Source organism: Pseudomonas sp. GW456-L13, from assembly GCF_017350115.1.
Taxonomy (GTDB): domain Bacteria; phylum Pseudomonadota; class Gammaproteobacteria; order Pseudomonadales; family Pseudomonadaceae; genus Aquipseudomonas; species Aquipseudomonas jessenii.
The window spans coordinates 404,849-421,126 of sequence record NZ_JACNAS010000002.1 but is presented as its reverse complement, the minus strand read 5'-3'; the positions used below and the strand labels follow the sequence as shown (position 1 = coordinate 421,126).

The window sequence follows — 16,278 nt, the reverse complement described above, 5'->3', positions numbered from 1 at the left end:
GACGATGGACAAGCAAATGACCACCGCCGAGATTGTCGGCCAACTGCGTGACGGCATGACCATCGGTATCGGTGGCTGGGGCCCGCGGCGCAAGCCGATGGCGCTGGTGCGAGAGATCCTGCGCTCGGACCTCAAGGACCTGACCGTGGTTGCCTACGGCGGTGCCGATGTCGGCATGCTCTGCGCGGCCGGCAAGATCAAGAAACTGGTGTTCGCCTTCGTTTCCCTGGACTTTATTCCGCTGGAACCATACTTCCGCAAGGCGCGCCAGGAAGCGGCGCTGGAAGTGATGGAGATCGACGAAGGCATGCTGCTGCTCGGTCTGCGCGCGGCGGCGATGAATGTGCCGTTCATTCCGACGGCGGTGGGCCTGGGCACCGATGTGTTGCGCCACAACCGCCAGATCAAGTTGATCGCCTCGCCCTATGCCGATGGCAAGGACTGGGTGGCGATGCCGGCGCTCAAGCTCGACGCGGCGCTGGTGCACGTCGACCGTGCCGATGCACGCGGCGTGTGCCAGATCAGCGGTCCGGATCACTACATGGACGACCTGTTCGTGCGGGCCGCGACCCACAGCTACGTGACCTGCGATGAGCTGGTCGACAGCGAGTATTTCCATCAGGACAGCGCCCACGCGCATCAGGTGTTCTGGGAACGCAACCTGACCACCGCCGTGGCCCATGTGCCGGGCGGGGCGCATCCGTCTTCGTGCGCGCCGCTGTACGGTTTCGACGTCGCGCACTTCAAGGCCTACAACGCCACGGTCCAGGCGGCCGATGGCTGGCAGGGCTATGTCCGCGACTACGTCGACTGCACCCACGAACAGTATCTGGAAAAGGTCGGCGGCCTGGCTGCGATCCGTGAACTGCCGTTGCCGATTTTCTAAGGGAACCTTCCGATGAGCACTACTGATTACAGCCTCGCCGAGTTGATGATCTGCGCGGCCTCCGAAGCCTGGCGCGAAGACGGCGAAGTATTGGCCTCCGGCATCGGCGTGATTCCGCGTCTGGCCGCTTCGCTGGCCATGCTGACCAGCAACCCGCAACTGCTGATGACCGACTCCGAAGCCTACATGGTTGCCGAGCCGGTGCCGTTGGGCGCGCGCAAAGGCTATGAACCCAAGCGTGACAGCTGGATGGGTTTCTCGCGGATTTTCGACAACGTCTGGGGCGGCAAGCGCCATGCCCTGGTGGGCCCGACCCAGATCGACCGCTTTGGTCAGGCCAACATTTCCTGCATCGGCGACTACGCCAAACCCAAGGCGCAGATGCTCGGTGTACGCGGTTTCCCCGGCAACTCGATCAGCCACGCCAACTCGTTTTGCGTACCGAGCCACAACCGCCGGTTATTCGTCGAAGGCGAGGTCGATATGGTCGCCTCGGTCGGCTACAACCCGGCCCGACTGGCACGGGGCTGGTCGCTGAACGACATCGACATCCGCCTGATCATCACCGACCTCTGCGTGCTGGATTTCCAGGGCCCGCAACGGCAGATGCGCATCCGTTCGCTGCACCCCGGCGTGACGGCGGCGCAAGTCCAGGACAACACCGGCTTCGAGCTGCACGTGCCGGACGATTGCCCGACCACTGCCGCGCCGACGGCCGAGCAGTTGCAGCTGATCCAGCGTCTGGACCCGCACAACCTGCGCGCCCTGCAACTCAAAGACAACCCGCCAGGCCAACGCTGAGCAAGGCGTTGCGGAGAAAAGTGATGGCTGAAAATAACGATAAAGACCAGGCCGACGTGGTGCTTTACGAAGTGCAAGGCGCGGTGGCCCTTGTCACCATGAACCGCCCCGAGTTCCACAACGCGCAGAACTCGCAGATGACCTATGCGCTGGACGCGGCGTTTCGCCGGGCCTGCGATGACGATGAAGTGAAGGTCATTGTGTTGCGTGGCGCCGGCAAGCATTTCTCCGCCGGGCATGACATCGGCACCCCGGGCCGCGACGTCGACAAGACGTTCGACCGCGCCAGCCTGTGGTACGACCATGTGAACAAACCGGGCGGCGAGTTTTTGTATGCCCGTGAGCAGGAAGTCTATCTGGGCATGTGCCGCCGTTGGCGCGAGATGCCCAAGCCGACCATCGCCATGGTCCAGGGCGCGTGCATTGCCGGTGGGTTGATGCTGGCCTGGGTCTGCGACCTGATCGTCGCCAGCGAGGATGCTTACTTCGCCGATCCGGTGGTGCGCATGGGCATTCCCGGGGTCGAGTATTTCGCCCACGTGCATGAACTCAATCCGCGCATCGCCAAGGAGTTCCTGTTCCTCGGCGAGCGCATGCCGGCACCGCGTGCCTATCAGATGGGCATGCTCAATCGGGTGGTTGCTCGCGACGAGCTGGAACAACAGACCCTCGACATCGCCGGGCGCATCGCACAGATGCCGCGCCTGGGCCTGCAGCTGAGCAAGCAGGCGGTGAACAACGCCGAAGACCTGATGGGCAAGCGCGCGACCATGGACATGGTGTTCGGTCTGCATCACTTCGCTCATGCCCACAACGAACTGGTGTCCGGCGACCGCCTCGGCGGCTACGACGCCAAGGCCATGGCCAGTTCCCAGCGTAAAACGGGCGAGGCGTGAGCATGGCGATCTCGTTGAATACCCGTTTGACACAACTGCTCGGGTGCCGTTATCCGATCATCCAGACCGCCATGGGCTGGGTCGCCGACCCGAAACTGGTGGCGGCCACGGGCAATGCCGGTGGTTTCGGTTTCCTGGCCGGGGCGACCATCGAACCGCAGCAGATGGAAGCGGCGATTATCGAAACCCGGCGCCTGACCGATCAGCCGTTCGGGGTGAATTTCCACATGTACCAGGCCAACGCCGGCGAGATCGTCGAGTTGGTGTTGCGTCACAAAGTCCGGGCGGTCAGCTACAGCCGTTCGCCGGGCAAGCAAATGATCAGTCGCCTGAAGGACGCCGGCGTGGTGTGCATTCCCACGGTGGGCGCGCTCAAGCATGCGCAGAAAGCCGTGGAAATGGGCGCCGATGCGGTGACCGTACAGGGCGGCGAGGGCGGTGGGCATACCGGCTCCGTGCCGACCTCGATGCTGCTGGATCAAGTGGTCAATGCGGTGTCGGTGCCCGTGGTGGCGGCCGGCGGTTTCAAGGACGGCAGGGGCCTGGTTTCTGCCCTGGCCTACGGCGCCGAAGGCATCGCCATGGGTACGCGCTTCCTGATGTGCGCCGACAGCCCGGTGCCCCAGGCGACGCTTGCCCGTTACCTGGCGGTCAAGGACCCGGCGGCGATCATCATCAGCCGCGCCATCGACGGCATGCCGCAACGGATGATCCGCAACGAATTGCTCAACCAACTGGAAAACAGCGGCGGCCTCAAGCGCCTGTTGCTGGCATTGCGCAGTGGCCTGGCCTACCGCCGCCACACCGGCATGAGCCTGACTCAGTTGCTCGGCAGTGCCTTGAAGATGCGCGGCGCCGGGGAGCTGACCGCCGCGCAAAGCATCATGGCCGCCAACGCGCCGATGGTGATCCAGAAAGCCATGGTCGATGGCCAACCGGCCGCGGGCGTCTTGCCCGCCGGGCAGATCGCCGCCTCCATCGACAGCTTGCCCAGCTGCGCCCAATTGATTGAACAGATCGTCCGCGACGCCGAAGTGCGCCTGGGCGAGCTGTGCCGCCGTGTGTCGTAAGGGGAAAGCATGAAACCATTTAGCGTCAGCATCGATAACGGCATTGCCGAACTGGTCTTCAACCGACCACCGGTCAACGCCTTCAACTGCCAGGGCTGGGCCGATATCGCCAGCGAAATCGAAAGCCTGGGGCGCAATGCCGAGGTGCGGGTGATCCTGATCCGGGCCGAAGGGCGCGGCTTCTGCGCCGGGGTCGACATCAAGGAACTGGCCGCCGACGGCAACCTGATCGTCGCGGTGAACAAGGGCAACTACGACAGTTTCAAGGCGATCCACCGCAACCCGAAACCGGTGATCGTCGCCGTGCACGGCTTCGTGCTCGGTGGCGGCATCGGTATCTGCGGCGCCGCCGACATCATCGTCGCGTCCGAGTGCGCCACCTTCGGCGTGCCGGAAGTGGATCGTGGGGCCATGGGCGGCGGTGCGCATTTGCAGCGGTTGTTCCCGGTGCAGAAAGTCCGCCACATGTACTTCACCGGCGAGGCCATCGACGCCGCCGAAGCGTACCGTCTGGGCGCGGTGGAGCGGGTGGTCAAGCGCGAAGACTTGCGCGAAGCCGCGTTGCAGATCGCCCGCACCATCGCCGCCAAGAGCCCGGGCATGATCAGCCTGGCCAAGGAAGCGCTGAGCGGCATCGAAGACGGCAATCTGGAAGACAAATACCGCTGGGAGCAGGGCTTCACCCTCGAAGCCTACCGCTCACTGGACTCTCAGGAAGCACGCGACTCGTTCGTCGAGAAACGCGATGCCCGATTCAACGGCTGAAGGCATATCCATGGACCTGACCTATACCCCGGCCCAGCAGGCCTTTCGCTTTGATGCGCGGACCTGGCTGGCGGCCAATGTACCGAGTGAACCGCTGCAATCGTTCGACACCGAGCAAGGTTTTGCCGAGCACCGCGCTTGGGAAGCCAAGCTCAATGAAGGCCGTTGGGGCATGGTCACCTGGCCGACCGAACTCGGTGGCCGTGGTTGCGACCTGATCGAGTGGCTGATTTTCGAAGAGGAATACTACCGTTCCGGGGCGCCGGCACGGGTCAACCAGAACGGCATCTTCCTGCTCGGCCCGACCCTGATGGAGTACGGCAGCGAAGAGCAGAAAGCGCGATTCCTGCCGCGCATGGCCACCGGTGAAGACATCTGGGCCCAGGCCTGGTCCGAGCCGGGAGCCGGCTCCGATATGGCGGCGATCCGCTCCAAGGCTGAGCGGGTGGGCGACCACTACGTGATCAACGGCCAGAAAACCTGGTCGACCCGCGCGGTGTGGGCTGACTGGGCCTTCGGTATTTTCCGCACCGACCCGCAGTCTCAGCGCCATCACGGCCTGACGTTCATCCTGCTGCCGCTGAACACGCCGGGGATCACCGTGCGGCCGATTCCGCAGCTCAATGGCTTGCCGGGTTTCGCCGAGATTTTCTTCGACGACGTCAAGGTGCCGGTGGAGAACGCCCTCGGTGGCGAAGGCATGGGCTGGCACGTGGCGATGTCCACCGCCGGTTTCGAGCGCGGTTTGTTGCTGCGCTCGCCTGCGCGTTTCCAGGAAACCGCCAAGCGCCTGGTGCAGTTGTACTTGGCCAACCGCGAGCAGGCCGACCGCGACCCGGCCATTGGCGAAGCAGTGATGCGCGCCTGGCTCGATGCCGAGGCCTACACCCTGGGCACCTACATGACCGCCTCGCAGCTGGTGCAGGGCGGCAAGATCGGGCCGGAATCGTCGACCAACAAGATCTTCTGGTCCGAACTCGACCAGCGCATGCACGACACCGCCATGAGCATTCTCGGTTTGCGTGGCGAACTGCTGCCCCAAGCTCCGGCCGCCGGTGACGTCGGCCATTGGCTGGAAGGTTTCCTGTTTGCCCAGGCCGGGCCGATCTACGCCGGCACCAACGAGATCCAGCGCAACATCATTGCCGAACGCATGCTCGGCATGCCGCGTGCCTGAGGAATAGACCATGGACTTTAGTTTCAGCCGCGACCAACTGCTGTTTCAGGACAACGTCCGCAGCTTTCTGATCAACGAAGTCACCCCGGAACGCATTCGCGAACTGTGGCAGAGCGACAGCGGGCGCAGTGAGCAACTCTGGGCGCAATTGGTGGAACTGGGCCTGACCGCCCTGACCGTGCCCGAGGCACAGGACGGCATGGGCATGAATGAGCTGGACTTCGTGCTGATTGCCCAGGAATGCGGTTACGCCGGTCTGCCTGAGCCGCTGGTGGACACCATGCTGGTCGGCGTGCCGTTGCTCGCCGCCCTGGATGAGCAACACGCCCCGCTCAAACAAAAATGGCTGTCGCGAGTGGCCGAGGGCCGTGCACGTCTCGCGGTTTCCGAGCCGGGCAACCCGCTGGTCAGCGATGCCCATGTCGCCGATCTGCTGTTGCTGGCCCATGGCGATGAAGTGCATGCGCTGGAGCGTGATGCCGTGCGCCTGACCCGCAACGAGTCGGTCGACCCGAGCCGTCAGTTGTACCAGGTCGAGTGGACGCCAACGCCCGCTACCTGCGTCGCCAGTGGCGAGCAAGGCCGGCGTTTGTGGGCCGCTGCCTTCAACCGTGGCGCCCTCGCCAGTGCCGCGCAATTGCTCGGGCTGGCCAAGCGCATGGTCGACCTGGCGGTGGACTACACCTTCGAGCGCAAGCAGTTCGGCAAACCGGTGGGGTCGTTCCAGGCGGTCAAGCATTTGATGGCTAACGTCGCGGTGCAGATCGAGTTCGCTAAAGGCCCGCTGTATCGCGCCGCCTATGCGCTCGCAGAGCAGCAGGCAGATCAGGACGTATTCGTCTCCCACGCCAAGCTGGCAACGGCGGAAGCGGCCATGCTTGCGGCGAAGAACACCATCCAGGCCCACGGCGCCATGGGGTACACCTGGGAAGTCGACTTGCATCTGTTCATGAAGCGCGCCTGGGCGCTGGACAAGGTCTGGGGCGATCGCGGTGTGCACAAGGGGCGGATTCGCGCTGTGTTGCTGGACGGCAAGCCTGCGCTGGGTGTGGGCAGTACGTTCTAACCCGTCAGTAAGGGTGACTACATCCCTGTGGGAGCGAGCTTGCTCGCGATGGCGGCAGCACATTCAACATTTTTGTCGACTGAACTGACGCAATCGCGAGCAAGCTCGCTCCCACAGGTTTTTCGGCGCTCTTAATACCAGATTTCAATTTTTCACAGAGGTAGACCATGCCTGAAGCCTACATAGTCGACGCCCTGCGTACGCCCACCGGGCGGCGCAAAGGTGGTCTGAGCCAGATCCACGCCGCCGACCTGGGCGCCCACGTATTGCGCGCGCTGGTCGAGCGCAATGCCATTCCCGACGAGGATTACGACGACGTGATCTTCGGCTGTGTCGACACCATCGGCCCGCTGGCCGGTGACATCGCCCGCACCAGTTGGCTGGCGGCCGGCCTGTCGCAATCGGTGCCGGGCACCACTATCGATCGCCAGTGCGGTTCGTCGCAGCAAGCGGTGCACTTCGCCGCCCAGGCGGTGATGAGCGGCACTCAGGATGTGGTCATCGCCGGTGGCGTGCAGACCATGACCCAGATCCCGATTTCCTCGGCGATGATCGCCGCCGAACCCTTGGGCTTCACCGATCCGTTCAGCGGTTCCGAAGGCTGGGTGAGGCGCTATGGCGCGCAACCCCCAACGCAGTTCCGTTCGGCGCAGATGATCGCCGAAAAGTGGGACCTGTCCCGGGCGCAACTTGAAGCCTATTCGCTTGAGTCCCATCGACGTGCCTTGCAGGCCATCGAGCAAGGCCGCTTCAACCGCGAGATCGTGCCGCTGGCCGGTGTGCTGCATGACGAAACCCCGCGCCAGACCAGCCTGGAAAAAATGGCCGAGCTGGAATTCCTGTTTGGCTGTGACCGGGTCACCGCCGCGGTGTCGAGCCAGACCTGCGACGCGGCCAGTGCGATGCTGATCGTCTCGGAGGCGGCGCTCAAGCGTTACGGCCTGACGCCACGGGCACGCATCCATCACCTGAGCGTGCGCGCCGAAGACCCGATCTGGATGCTCACCGCACCGATCCCGGCCACCGCCTACGCACTCAAGCGCGCCGGCATGAAGCTCGAAGACATTGACCGGGTGGAGATCAACGAAGCCTTCGCCTCGGTGGCCATGGCCTGGTTGAAAGAGACTGGCTACCCCCACGAACAAACCAACGTCAATGGCGGCGCGATTGCCCTCGGCCATCCGCTGGGCGCCACCGGCACCCGTTTGATGTGCACCTTGCTGCATGAACTGGAGCGCAGCGGCGGACGCTTCGGCATGCAGACCATGTGCGAAGGCGGCGGTCAGGCCAACGTGACGATCATCGAACGCTTGTAAACCAGGATGTACACCGATCCTGTAGGAGCGAGCCTGCTCGCGATGGACTCAAAAACGATGCGGTTATTCAGATACCCCGCGTATTCGTTAACGACCATCGCGAGCGGGCTCGCTCCTACAGGGAATTGTGGCGACCCGTGATGAATTTGAAGGATGTAGAACATGAAAATCTGTGAAAACCGCGTCGTGATCATCACCGGTGCCGGCGGTGGTCTGGGCCGTGCCTACGCGTTGGCCTTCGCCGCCGAAGGTGCAAAAGTAGTGGTTAACGACATCAATCGTGAAGCGGCGTTGGCCGTGGTCGGCGAAATCCTCGGCCAGGGCGGCAGCGCCGTGGCCAACAGCGATGACATTACCCGCTATGACTCGGCGGGGTTGATCGTACGCCAGGCCATCGAAACCTTCGGCGACCTGAACGTGGTGGTCAACAACGCTGGCATCTGCCGCGATCGCATGTTCGCCAGCCTCAGTGAAGCCGATTGGGATGCCGTGGTGGCCGTGCACCTCAAGGGCCATTTCTGCATTTCCAGCCACGCCGTGAAGTACTGGCGTGAGCAGGCCAAGGGCGGCGCCAAGGTCGATGCGCGGATCATCAACACCAGCTCCGGCGCCGGTTTGCAGGGCTCCATCGGTCAGTCCAACTACGCGGCGGCCAAGGGCGGCATTGCTTCGCTGACGCTGGTGCAGGCGGCTGAACTGCGCCGCTACGGGATCACCGCCAACGCCCTGGCGCCGGCCGCGCGCACCGGGATGACCGAGCAAGTGTTCGCCGACACCATGAAAAAGCCTGAAGAGGGCTTTGACTATTTCGCCCCGGAAAACGTCGCGCCGCTGGTGGTGTGGCTCGGCTCCGAGGCTTCCGCCGAGGTGACCGGGCAGATGTTCGAAGTCGAGGGCGGCAAGTTGTCGATCGCCGATGGCTGGCGCCGTGGTCCGCAACTGGATCGCCAGGGCCGCTGGGCGGTCGGCGAGATGGGCGATGCCGTCGCTCAACTGATGACGCAGGCGGTTCCTGCGGCCAAAGTTTACGGCAGCTGAAAAAGACCGGTCTCGGGAGGCGTGTGCATGGCTATAATCGGCCCACGTTTCAACGCTGATCACCTGTAGGAGCGAGCTCGCTCGCGATGGACTCCAGCGCTACGCGTTTATTCAGACAGAACGCGTTATCGTTCGCGTCCATCGCGAGCAAGCTCGCTCCCACAGGTTACCTGCGATCCCTCCAGTCACCATACGAGACCTGCCATGACCATTTCCCTGTACGACGCTTCCGTGCCTGTTTTCCAGCAAATGCTCAACGCCCTGAGCGATGTACTGAAAAAGGCCGAGGCTCACGCCACCGAAAAAAACATCGACCCTAACGCGTTCCTGCAAGCGCGCCTGTTCCCGGACATGTTCCCTCTGGTGCGTCAGGTGCAGATCGCCGTTGATTTCAGCAAGGGTGTTACCGGTCGTCTGGCTGAAGTCGAGCTGCCGAAGTACGACGACAGCGAAACCACCTTCGCTGAACTGCAAGCGTTGATTGCCAAGGCACTGGCCTTCATCGGCTCGATCAAGCCGGAGCAGATCAACGGCAAGGAAGGCATCGAGATTGTCACCCGTCCGGGCACGCCTAAAGAGAAGCGCTTCAGTGGCCAGTCCTACCTGCTGACCTACGGCCTGCCGCAGTTCTTCTTCCACATCACCACCACTTACGCACTGCTGCGCCATAACGGCGTGGAAGTGGGCAAGCGGGACTATATGGGCGCGTTCTAAACCGTCCGGGTACAAAAAAGCCCCCGGAGCCTGAGGCTGCGGGGGCTTTTTCATGGGGCCGCATTTTTCATTTACACCGCAGACCCCTGTGGGAGCGAGCTTGCTCGCGATAGCGGCGGGTCATTCAACTTTGATGTCGACTGACACTCCCTCATCGCGAGCAAGCTCGCTCCCACAGGGGCGGCGGGGTCAGGCCAGGCGTTCTGCTTTCGCCTCTTCACCCAGGCAAGCCGCCGCGGTGAACAGCACATCGGTGGACGAGTTGAGCGCGGTTTCCGCCGAGTCCTGCAACACGCCGATGATGAAACCGACCGCCACCACCTGCATGGCGATTTCGCTCGGGATGCCGAACAGGCTGCACGCCAGTGGAATCAGCAACAGCGAACCACCGGCTACACCGGAAGCACCGCAGGCGCAGATCGCCGCGACGACGCTCAGCAGGATCGCCGTCGGAACGTCCACGGTGATGCCGAGGGTGTGCACGGCCGCCAGGGTCAGTACGGTGATGGTGATCGCAGCACCCGCCATGTTGATGGTCGCGCCCAGCGGGATCGATACCGAGTAGGTGTCTTCGTGCAGGCCCAGACGCTTGCTCAACTCCAGGTTGACCGGAATGTTCGCCGCCGAGCTGCGGGTGAAGAACGCCGTGATGCCGCTCTCGCGCAGGCAGGTCAGCACCAGCGGGTACGGGTTGCGACGCAGTTTCCAGAACACGATGAGCGGGTTCATCACCAGCGCCACGAACAGCATGCAGCCCAGCAGCACGGCCAGCAGGTGCGCGTAGCCGATCAGCGCGCCGAAGCCGGAGGTGGCCAGGGTCGAGGCCACCAGGCCGAAGATGCCCAGCGGGGCGAAGCTGATCACCAGGCGCACGATCACCGTCACGCCGTTGGACAGGTCGCCCAGCACTTCACGGGTGGTGTCGCCGGCGTGGCGGATGGCAATACCCATACCGATGGCCCACGCCAGGATGCCGATGAAATTGGCATTCATCAGGGCGCTGACCGGATTATCGACCACGCTCAGCAACAGGCTTTGCAACACTTCGCCAATCCCGCCTGGTGCAGTGACCGCGACGTCCTGGGTCGACAGCACCAGGCTCGACGGGAACGTCATGCTGGCAACCACCGCGACCACGGCCGCGGCGAAAGTGCCCAGCAGATACAGGAACAGAATCGGCCGGATGTGGGTTTCCTGGCCGTGCTTGTGGTTGGCAATCGACGCCATGACCAGCACGAACACCAGAATCGGCGCGACGGCTTTGAGCGCCGAGACAAACACTTTGCCGATGAACGCCGTGGACTTCGCCATGTCGGGGGCGATCAGCGCCAGGGCAATACCGGCGATCAGGCCGATCACGATCTGTGTGACCAGGCTCAGGCGTTTAAGGCGTTGCAATAGAGAAGGGGATGAAGCTGTCATAAAACGGCATCTCTGAATTTTTATAAGTGCATGGTTTCGTCGCAGTTGCAGCAACAAGCAGGGCAGGCCGCAGACCGGAAACCGGGAGGGGAATACAGGGTGTAGAACACTGCATTCCTTGTGGGAGCGAGCTTGCTCGCGATGACGCTGGCACAGTCGACACTTGCGTTGTCTGACGGTCCGCCATCGCGAGCAAGCTCGCTCCCACAGGTTTTGCCCCTTAAATGATCGGCATTGATCACAGGGTGTACGTTTTTCAGGGCGCGGACTTTATCACAGCGCAGGAACGATCTTTCAGACCTGTGACGAACTGCCACCCTGGTCTTCAACGCGAATTGCAGGTTCGTGCAACCGCATCCGAAAACACTCTGTTAAGATTCGCCATCCTCATTTTCATGTCTGCCAGTGGGCCTTCGGGCTATCGCTGGTGTTTTCGTTTTCTGGAGTTTTGCATGCTGCTGCCCATTCTTCTGTTGTCCGCCGCCGGCTTCACGGTGCTGACCACGGAATTCATCATTGTTGGCCTGTTGCCGGCTATCGCCAGGGACCTGGAGGTCAGCATCCCGCAGGCCGGTTTGCTGGTGACCCTGTTCGCCTTCACCGTGGCCGCGTTCGGGCCGTTCCTGACGGCGTATTTCGCCCGCTTCGAGCGTCGCAAGTTGTTCATCTCGGTGCTGATCATGTTTGGCCTGGCCAACACGGTCGCGGCGCTGGCGCCGAACATCTGGGTGATGGCGTTTGCCCGCTTGATCCCGGCGCTGGGGTTGCCAGTGTTCTGGGCCTTGGCCAGCGAAACGGCGGTGGACATCGTCGGGCCGGATTACGCCGGTCGCGCCATCGCCAAGATCGGCTTCGGCATCGTTTGCGCCACGGTGTTCGGCATTCCCGTGGGCACGCTGATTTCCGATGCGTTCGGCTGGCGCAGTGCCTTCGCGATTCTGGCGGTCATCGCCTTTGCCAAGGCGCTGCTGCTGTTTATCTATCTGCCGAAGACCAACCTGCACCAGCATCAGGTGAGCTTGCGGTCGCAGTTCAAGATCCTGCGCAGCCCGCTGATGCTCGGACACGTGCTGCTGTCAGTGATTGTGTTCAGCGGCATGTTCACCGCGTACACCTATCTGGCGGACATCCTTGAGCGACTGGCCGGTTTCAACGGCACCGTGGTCGGCTGGTGCTTGATGGGCTTTGGTGCGGTCGGGCTGATCGGCAACTCACTGGGTGGCCGTGCGGTGGATCGTCATCCGCTGATGGCGTCGATGATGTTCTGTGCGTTCATGATTGCCGGCCTGGTGGCGCTGGTGCCGAACATCCACTCGCCGCTGGGTCTGGCAGCAGCGATGGGCATCTGGGGCGTGACCCAGGCAGCGTTGTTCCTGGTCAGCCATGTGCGCCTGATGAAAGCTGCGCCCGAGGCGCCAGCGTTCGCCGCGTCGCTGAACATCGCCGGGGCCAACCTCGGTATCGGTCTGGGCGCGATGATCGGTGGCCGGGTAATCGACAGCGTCGGGCTGCAAGGCCTTGGCTTCGCCGCGGCGGCGTTCATTCTCGCCTCGATCCTGCTGGCCATTGCGCTGATGACCTTCAAACCCCGGGAAGTCTGCGCCTGAGTGTCCTAAAACTCGGTAAACAGCTCGCGTCGGGCACCTTCGGTAATGGCGACAATGCCGGGGTGCTTGACCTTGCGTTCCACTGAGATGGCATAGAACGACTCGCTCACCGCGTCGGTCTGGCCGATCACCTGCACGCCATATTGGCGTCGCACCTCATCGGCAATCACGCTCGGGCCGATGAAGATCCCGCTGCCGGATTGGCCGAAGGCCTGCATCAGGGCGCTGTCGTCGAACTCGCCGACAATTTGCGGCTGGATCTGCTGCTCGGCAAACCACCGTTGCAAACGGCTGCGCACCACGGTTTCCGGCCCGGGAATCAATAGCGGCGCACCGTGCAGGTTGCGCGGAAAGTCGTGGCCGTAACGGGCCGCCAGCTCTGGGGTGGCGAAGAAGCTGATCCCGCACTCACCAAGTTTCTGGCTGTAGCCCTTGATGTCCAGGTGCGATGGCATCGGGCTGTCGGATATCACCAGGTCCAGGCGCTGGATCGCCAGGTCGGCCAACAAACGTTCAAGCTTGTCTTCGCGACAAGTGATGCGCAGCGGTTCGCTCAGCTCCATGGTCGGTGCAATCAGGCGATAGACGATGGACTTGGGCACCACGTCGGCCACGCCGACGCGAAACAGGATCTGCTGCTCATTGGGTTGTGCCCGCAGCATCAGTTCCAGTTCGCCACCCAGCTGGAACATTTGTTCGGCGTAGGGCAGTGCCTGCCGGCCGGCCTCGGTGAGTTCGAGTTGCCGTCCGACACGCCGAAACAACTCGATGCCAAAGGTCTGTTCCAGTAATGAAATCTGCCCACTGATGGTTTGTGGCGTGAGATTGAGCTGCTCACAGGCGCGCACGATGCTGCCGGTCTTGGCCACCACCCAGAAGTAATGCAATTGCCGATAGTTGAGCATGGCGATCTACAGTTCGTAAAAACCGAAGTATAGCCGCTGAAAATACGAATTTTCCTGAAGTATTCACTTCCCTAGAATGCATCGCTATCAACGGGCCATCGTTTAGGTCCCGTTCGTTCTATCGAGGAAAGCATCATGAAGCTTAAAGCCACGGCATTGCTGATCACGTCTTTACTGGTACTGGCCGGTTGCGACCAGGCCGAGAAAAGCGCGCAACAATTGATGGGCAAGGCTGCCGAAAGCGCCAAACAGGCGATTGACGATACCCATAAGGCCGCCGAGCAAGCACTCAGTGACGCCACCGGCGGGTTGATCAGCAAAAAAGAATCATCGGAAAAAGACTCGGACAAAACCGAATCTTCCTCCCAGGAAATCTAAACCGTATTACAACGAGTCAGGACTGACCCATGGACTACCTTTTACAACTTGCCGCCAGCCCCACCGCCTGGGTCGCCCTTGCCACCCTGATCGTGATGGAGATCGTGCTCGGCATCGATAACCTGATCTTCATCTCGATCCTGACCAACAAGCTGCCCTTGCACAATCGACAGCGGGCACGGCGCATCGGTATCGGCATGGCGTTGATCCTGCGTCTGGGCTTGCTGAGCACCATCGCGTTCATCGTCCAGTTGACCAATCCGGTGATCGAGATTGTCGGCCACGCGTTTTCCTGGAAAGACATGATCCTGATTGCCGGTGGCCTGTTCCTGTTGTGGAAGGCGACCACCGAGATCCATCACAGCATGGACCCGGCACCGGAAGATCCGAAGTCGGCGACCTCGACCGTGACCCTGGGCTTCGCGGCCGCGATCGGTCAGATCCTGATGCTGGATATGGTGTTCTCCATCGACAGCATCATTACCGCTGTCGGCATGACCGAGCATTTGCCGATCATGGTCATCGCGGTGGTGGTGTCGGTACTGGTGATGTTGCTGGCGGCTGATCCGCTGGCCAAGTTCATCAACGACAACCCGACAGTGGTGATGCTGGCCCTGGGCTTCCTGATCATGATCGGCATGACACTGATTGCCGAAGGCTTTGGCGCCCATGTACCGAAAGGCTACGTCTATGCGGCCATGGCATTCTCGGCTGCGATCGAGGTGTTGAACATGATGTCCCGTCGGTCCAGGCAGAAGCGGGTTGCCACTGAAGTCTGACCGCCGCTAAAAGAAACGGCCGCCTGAACTCGAAGGAGTGCAGGCGGCCGTTTTTGTTGGTCTCGGATAAAGGTGGTGTCAGTGAGCGTTGGCGTGCTGGCTCGGTGCCTTGTCCGCTTCTTGCGCAGGCGCCGGCTGGACAGGGTGATGGTGGCGGCGAGTAATGCGCAGCACGCCCCACAGCATGGCGGCGGCTACCGCCAGCCAGCCGCAAACCAACATTACAATGATCATGGTCAGGCTCATCGGTGCCTCCTCTTTGCCCTTCAATGGGCACTCACGCTTCGCTGTCGTCTCTTCAAGGAACAGTCTAGCCGTTGCTGTATTTCAGGCTATTGACCGAAAGTCGGCAGTCACCAACCAGTTCGCTCTATCGAATGCAAACAACTGCCGGTTAAGGCTATACCGCTGTCGCGCGGCGTCCTATGATCAACGGCCTTGCCGGGAATATTGTTGCCTGGCGCCTGAACAAGAGAGTGATGATGGTGCGGGTATTTTCTCGAATGCTGTCGGCGGCGCTGATGGCGGGATGTGTGGTGGCGCTGGCGGGTTGCGCCGGGAGTGTTGCACCTGAGATCAAGCGTCTGCCGGAGCGGGTCGAACTCAGTGGCCGCTTCTACAAGGGCGTGGCCAATCAAAGCGGACCGCAGGTGCTGGCCAGCATGCTGTCCCAGCAGAACATCGTGATTACGCCGGGTTTGCTCGACAAACCGCTGCATTTGCCGGGCGCCGAAGCCCAGCTGCAACAGAACATGGTGAACCTCGCGCGTGAGTACGGGATGGTGGTCTATCCCCTTGACGCGACCTTGCCGGCCTTGTTGACCCAGGTCGCGGCCGGTTATCCGGTGATGGTGCGCTTCACCGAAGGCTCGGCGATGTGGGCCGAACCGCGTTATGCGATTCTCACCGGGTACAACCGTCAGAAGCAGACCGTGCTGCTGCGCGCTGGCATGAGTCAGCGGACGTTGATGAGCTTCGGTTCTTTTGAATCGGCGTTCAAGGATGCCGGCGGTTGGGCAGTGTTGATCCAGAATCCGACGCAGATTCCCGCCCAGGTCGATCAGCAACGCTGGCTCAAGGCAGCCAATGATCTGGCGCAGGCGGGCCAGGAGCCGGCGGCAGCAAAGGCTAAAAAAGCCCTGGTCGCACAGTAAGTCCGTTCGTCACCCTCCGGGCACCAGCGCCCGATGCCAGCCTCTAATCTGCAAAGGCCCGGATCTTTCCGGGCCTTGATACAGGAGGCGCCCATGGCTCATTCAACTACGCCCGTCGGTCCACACTCATCCGAGCATTCGTCTGGCAATGAGCTGGGTTTCGATCCCGATTCCCCGGACCTTGCCGATCCTCAGGTCGACCCGATCGGGCCCGCCAAGGCACCGAGGGACGTGAAACCGGGTGACAACCCCAAGGCTCCGGCCAAGCCCTACGATCCACTGGGTGATCTGAAGCCTTAGGTCC

The 16,278-nt window shown here is 62.1% G+C and carries 18 protein-coding genes; 15 read left to right on the top strand and 3 right to left on the bottom strand.

The window, feature by feature from the left end; translation table 11 throughout:
* Positions 1-4 precede the first annotated feature (4 nt).
* The 10 genes from J4D25_RS16035 to J4D25_RS15990 all read left to right on the top strand — a co-directional run bounded on the left by J4D25_RS16035 (position 5) and on the right by J4D25_RS15990 (position 9,729).
* Entirely contained in the window at positions 5-886 is an 882-nt protein-coding gene (locus J4D25_RS16035) for a CoA transferase subunit A (protein ID WP_057714073.1), read from the top strand.
* A gap of 12 nt (positions 887-898) precedes the next feature.
* The gene (locus J4D25_RS16030) at positions 899-1,687 is read left to right on the top strand and encodes a CoA-transferase subunit beta (protein ID WP_057714074.1); all 789 of its coding nucleotides are present in this window, start codon (positions 899-901) and stop codon (positions 1,685-1,687) included.
* Between the two features lie 23 nt (positions 1,688-1,710).
* Positions 1,711-2,583, top strand: a complete 873-nt coding sequence (locus J4D25_RS16025) for an enoyl-CoA hydratase (RefSeq protein WP_057714075.1) — start codon at positions 1,711-1,713, stop codon at positions 2,581-2,583.
* A 2-nt stretch (positions 2,584-2,585) separates the two neighbouring features.
* On the top strand, positions 2,586-3,653 hold the full coding sequence (locus J4D25_RS16020) for a nitronate monooxygenase family protein (RefSeq protein ID WP_057714076.1): 1,068 nt from the start codon (positions 2,586-2,588) through the stop codon (positions 3,651-3,653).
* A gap of 9 nt (positions 3,654-3,662) precedes the next feature.
* Positions 3,663-4,418, top strand: a complete 756-nt coding sequence (locus J4D25_RS16015) for an enoyl-CoA hydratase family protein (protein ID WP_057714077.1) — start codon at positions 3,663-3,665, stop codon at positions 4,416-4,418.
* Positions 4,419-4,428: 10 nt separating this feature from the next.
* Positions 4,429-5,595 carry an acyl-CoA dehydrogenase family protein gene (locus J4D25_RS16010; RefSeq protein ID WP_057714078.1) on the top strand — a complete coding sequence of 389 codons (1,167 nt, stop codon included), beginning with the start codon at positions 4,429-4,431 and terminating at the stop codon, positions 5,593-5,595.
* Between the two features lie 10 nt (positions 5,596-5,605).
* The gene (locus tag J4D25_RS16005; RefSeq protein WP_057714079.1) at positions 5,606-6,661 is read left to right on the top strand and encodes an acyl-CoA dehydrogenase family protein; all 1,056 of its coding nucleotides are present in this window, start codon (positions 5,606-5,608) and stop codon (positions 6,659-6,661) included.
* A gap of 167 nt (positions 6,662-6,828) precedes the next feature.
* Positions 6,829-7,977: an acetyl-CoA C-acetyltransferase gene (locus tag J4D25_RS16000; RefSeq protein ID WP_057714080.1), complete on the top strand. Its 1,149-nt coding sequence runs from the start codon at positions 6,829-6,831 to the stop codon at positions 7,975-7,977.
* 162 nt (positions 7,978-8,139) lie between these two features.
* On the top strand, positions 8,140-9,015 hold the full coding sequence (locus J4D25_RS15995; protein WP_057714081.1) for an SDR family oxidoreductase: 876 nt from the start codon (positions 8,140-8,142) through the stop codon (positions 9,013-9,015).
* A gap of 204 nt (positions 9,016-9,219) precedes the next feature.
* Positions 9,220-9,729 (top strand): DUF1993 family protein, encoded by a 510-nt coding sequence (locus tag J4D25_RS15990; protein ID WP_057714082.1) that lies wholly within the window; start codon positions 9,220-9,222, stop codon positions 9,727-9,729.
* Between the two features lie 189 nt (positions 9,730-9,918).
* Here J4D25_RS15990 and sstT read toward each other — a convergent pair whose 3' ends face one another.
* Positions 9,919-11,151: a serine/threonine transporter SstT gene (gene sstT / locus J4D25_RS15985; protein ID WP_057714083.1), complete on the bottom strand. Its 1,233-nt coding sequence runs from the start codon at positions 11,149-11,151 to the stop codon at positions 9,919-9,921.
* A 452-nt stretch (positions 11,152-11,603) separates the two neighbouring features.
* Here sstT and J4D25_RS15980 point away from each other — a divergent pair, with 452 nt between their 5' ends.
* Complete coding sequence (locus tag J4D25_RS15980; protein WP_057714084.1) at positions 11,604-12,758, top strand: MFS transporter; 1,155 nt, start codon at positions 11,604-11,606, stop codon at positions 12,756-12,758.
* Positions 12,759-12,763: 5 nt separating this feature from the next.
* On the opposite strand, the gene nhaR is transcribed toward J4D25_RS15980, so the two are convergent.
* A complete protein-coding gene (gene nhaR / locus J4D25_RS15975; protein WP_057714085.1) occupies positions 12,764-13,663 on the bottom strand; it encodes a transcriptional activator NhaR in 900 nt (299 codons plus the stop codon).
* 135 nt (positions 13,664-13,798) lie between these two features.
* Here nhaR and J4D25_RS15970 point away from each other — a divergent pair, with 135 nt between their 5' ends.
* A complete protein-coding gene (locus J4D25_RS15970; RefSeq protein ID WP_057714086.1) occupies positions 13,799-14,041 on the top strand; it encodes a hypothetical protein in 243 nt (80 codons plus the stop codon).
* 29 nt (positions 14,042-14,070) lie between these two features.
* Entirely contained in the window at positions 14,071-14,820 is a 750-nt protein-coding gene (locus J4D25_RS15965; protein ID WP_057714087.1) for a TerC family protein, read from the top strand.
* Positions 14,821-14,898: 78 nt separating this feature from the next.
* Here J4D25_RS15965 and J4D25_RS15960 read toward each other — a convergent pair whose 3' ends face one another.
* Complete coding sequence (locus J4D25_RS15960; RefSeq protein WP_167362872.1) at positions 14,899-15,066, bottom strand: hypothetical protein; 168 nt, start codon at positions 15,064-15,066, stop codon at positions 14,899-14,901.
* Between the two features lie 179 nt (positions 15,067-15,245).
* On the opposite strand from J4D25_RS15960, the gene J4D25_RS15955 reads away from it, so the two are divergent.
* Positions 15,246-15,974: a peptidase C39 family protein gene (locus tag J4D25_RS15955; protein WP_057714088.1), complete on the top strand. Its 729-nt coding sequence runs from the start codon at positions 15,246-15,248 to the stop codon at positions 15,972-15,974.
* 93 nt (positions 15,975-16,067) lie between these two features.
* Positions 16,068-16,274, top strand: a complete 207-nt coding sequence (locus tag J4D25_RS15950) for a DUF6021 family protein (RefSeq protein ID WP_057714089.1) — start codon at positions 16,068-16,070, stop codon at positions 16,272-16,274.
* The last annotated feature ends 4 nt before the right edge of the window (positions 16,275-16,278 follow it).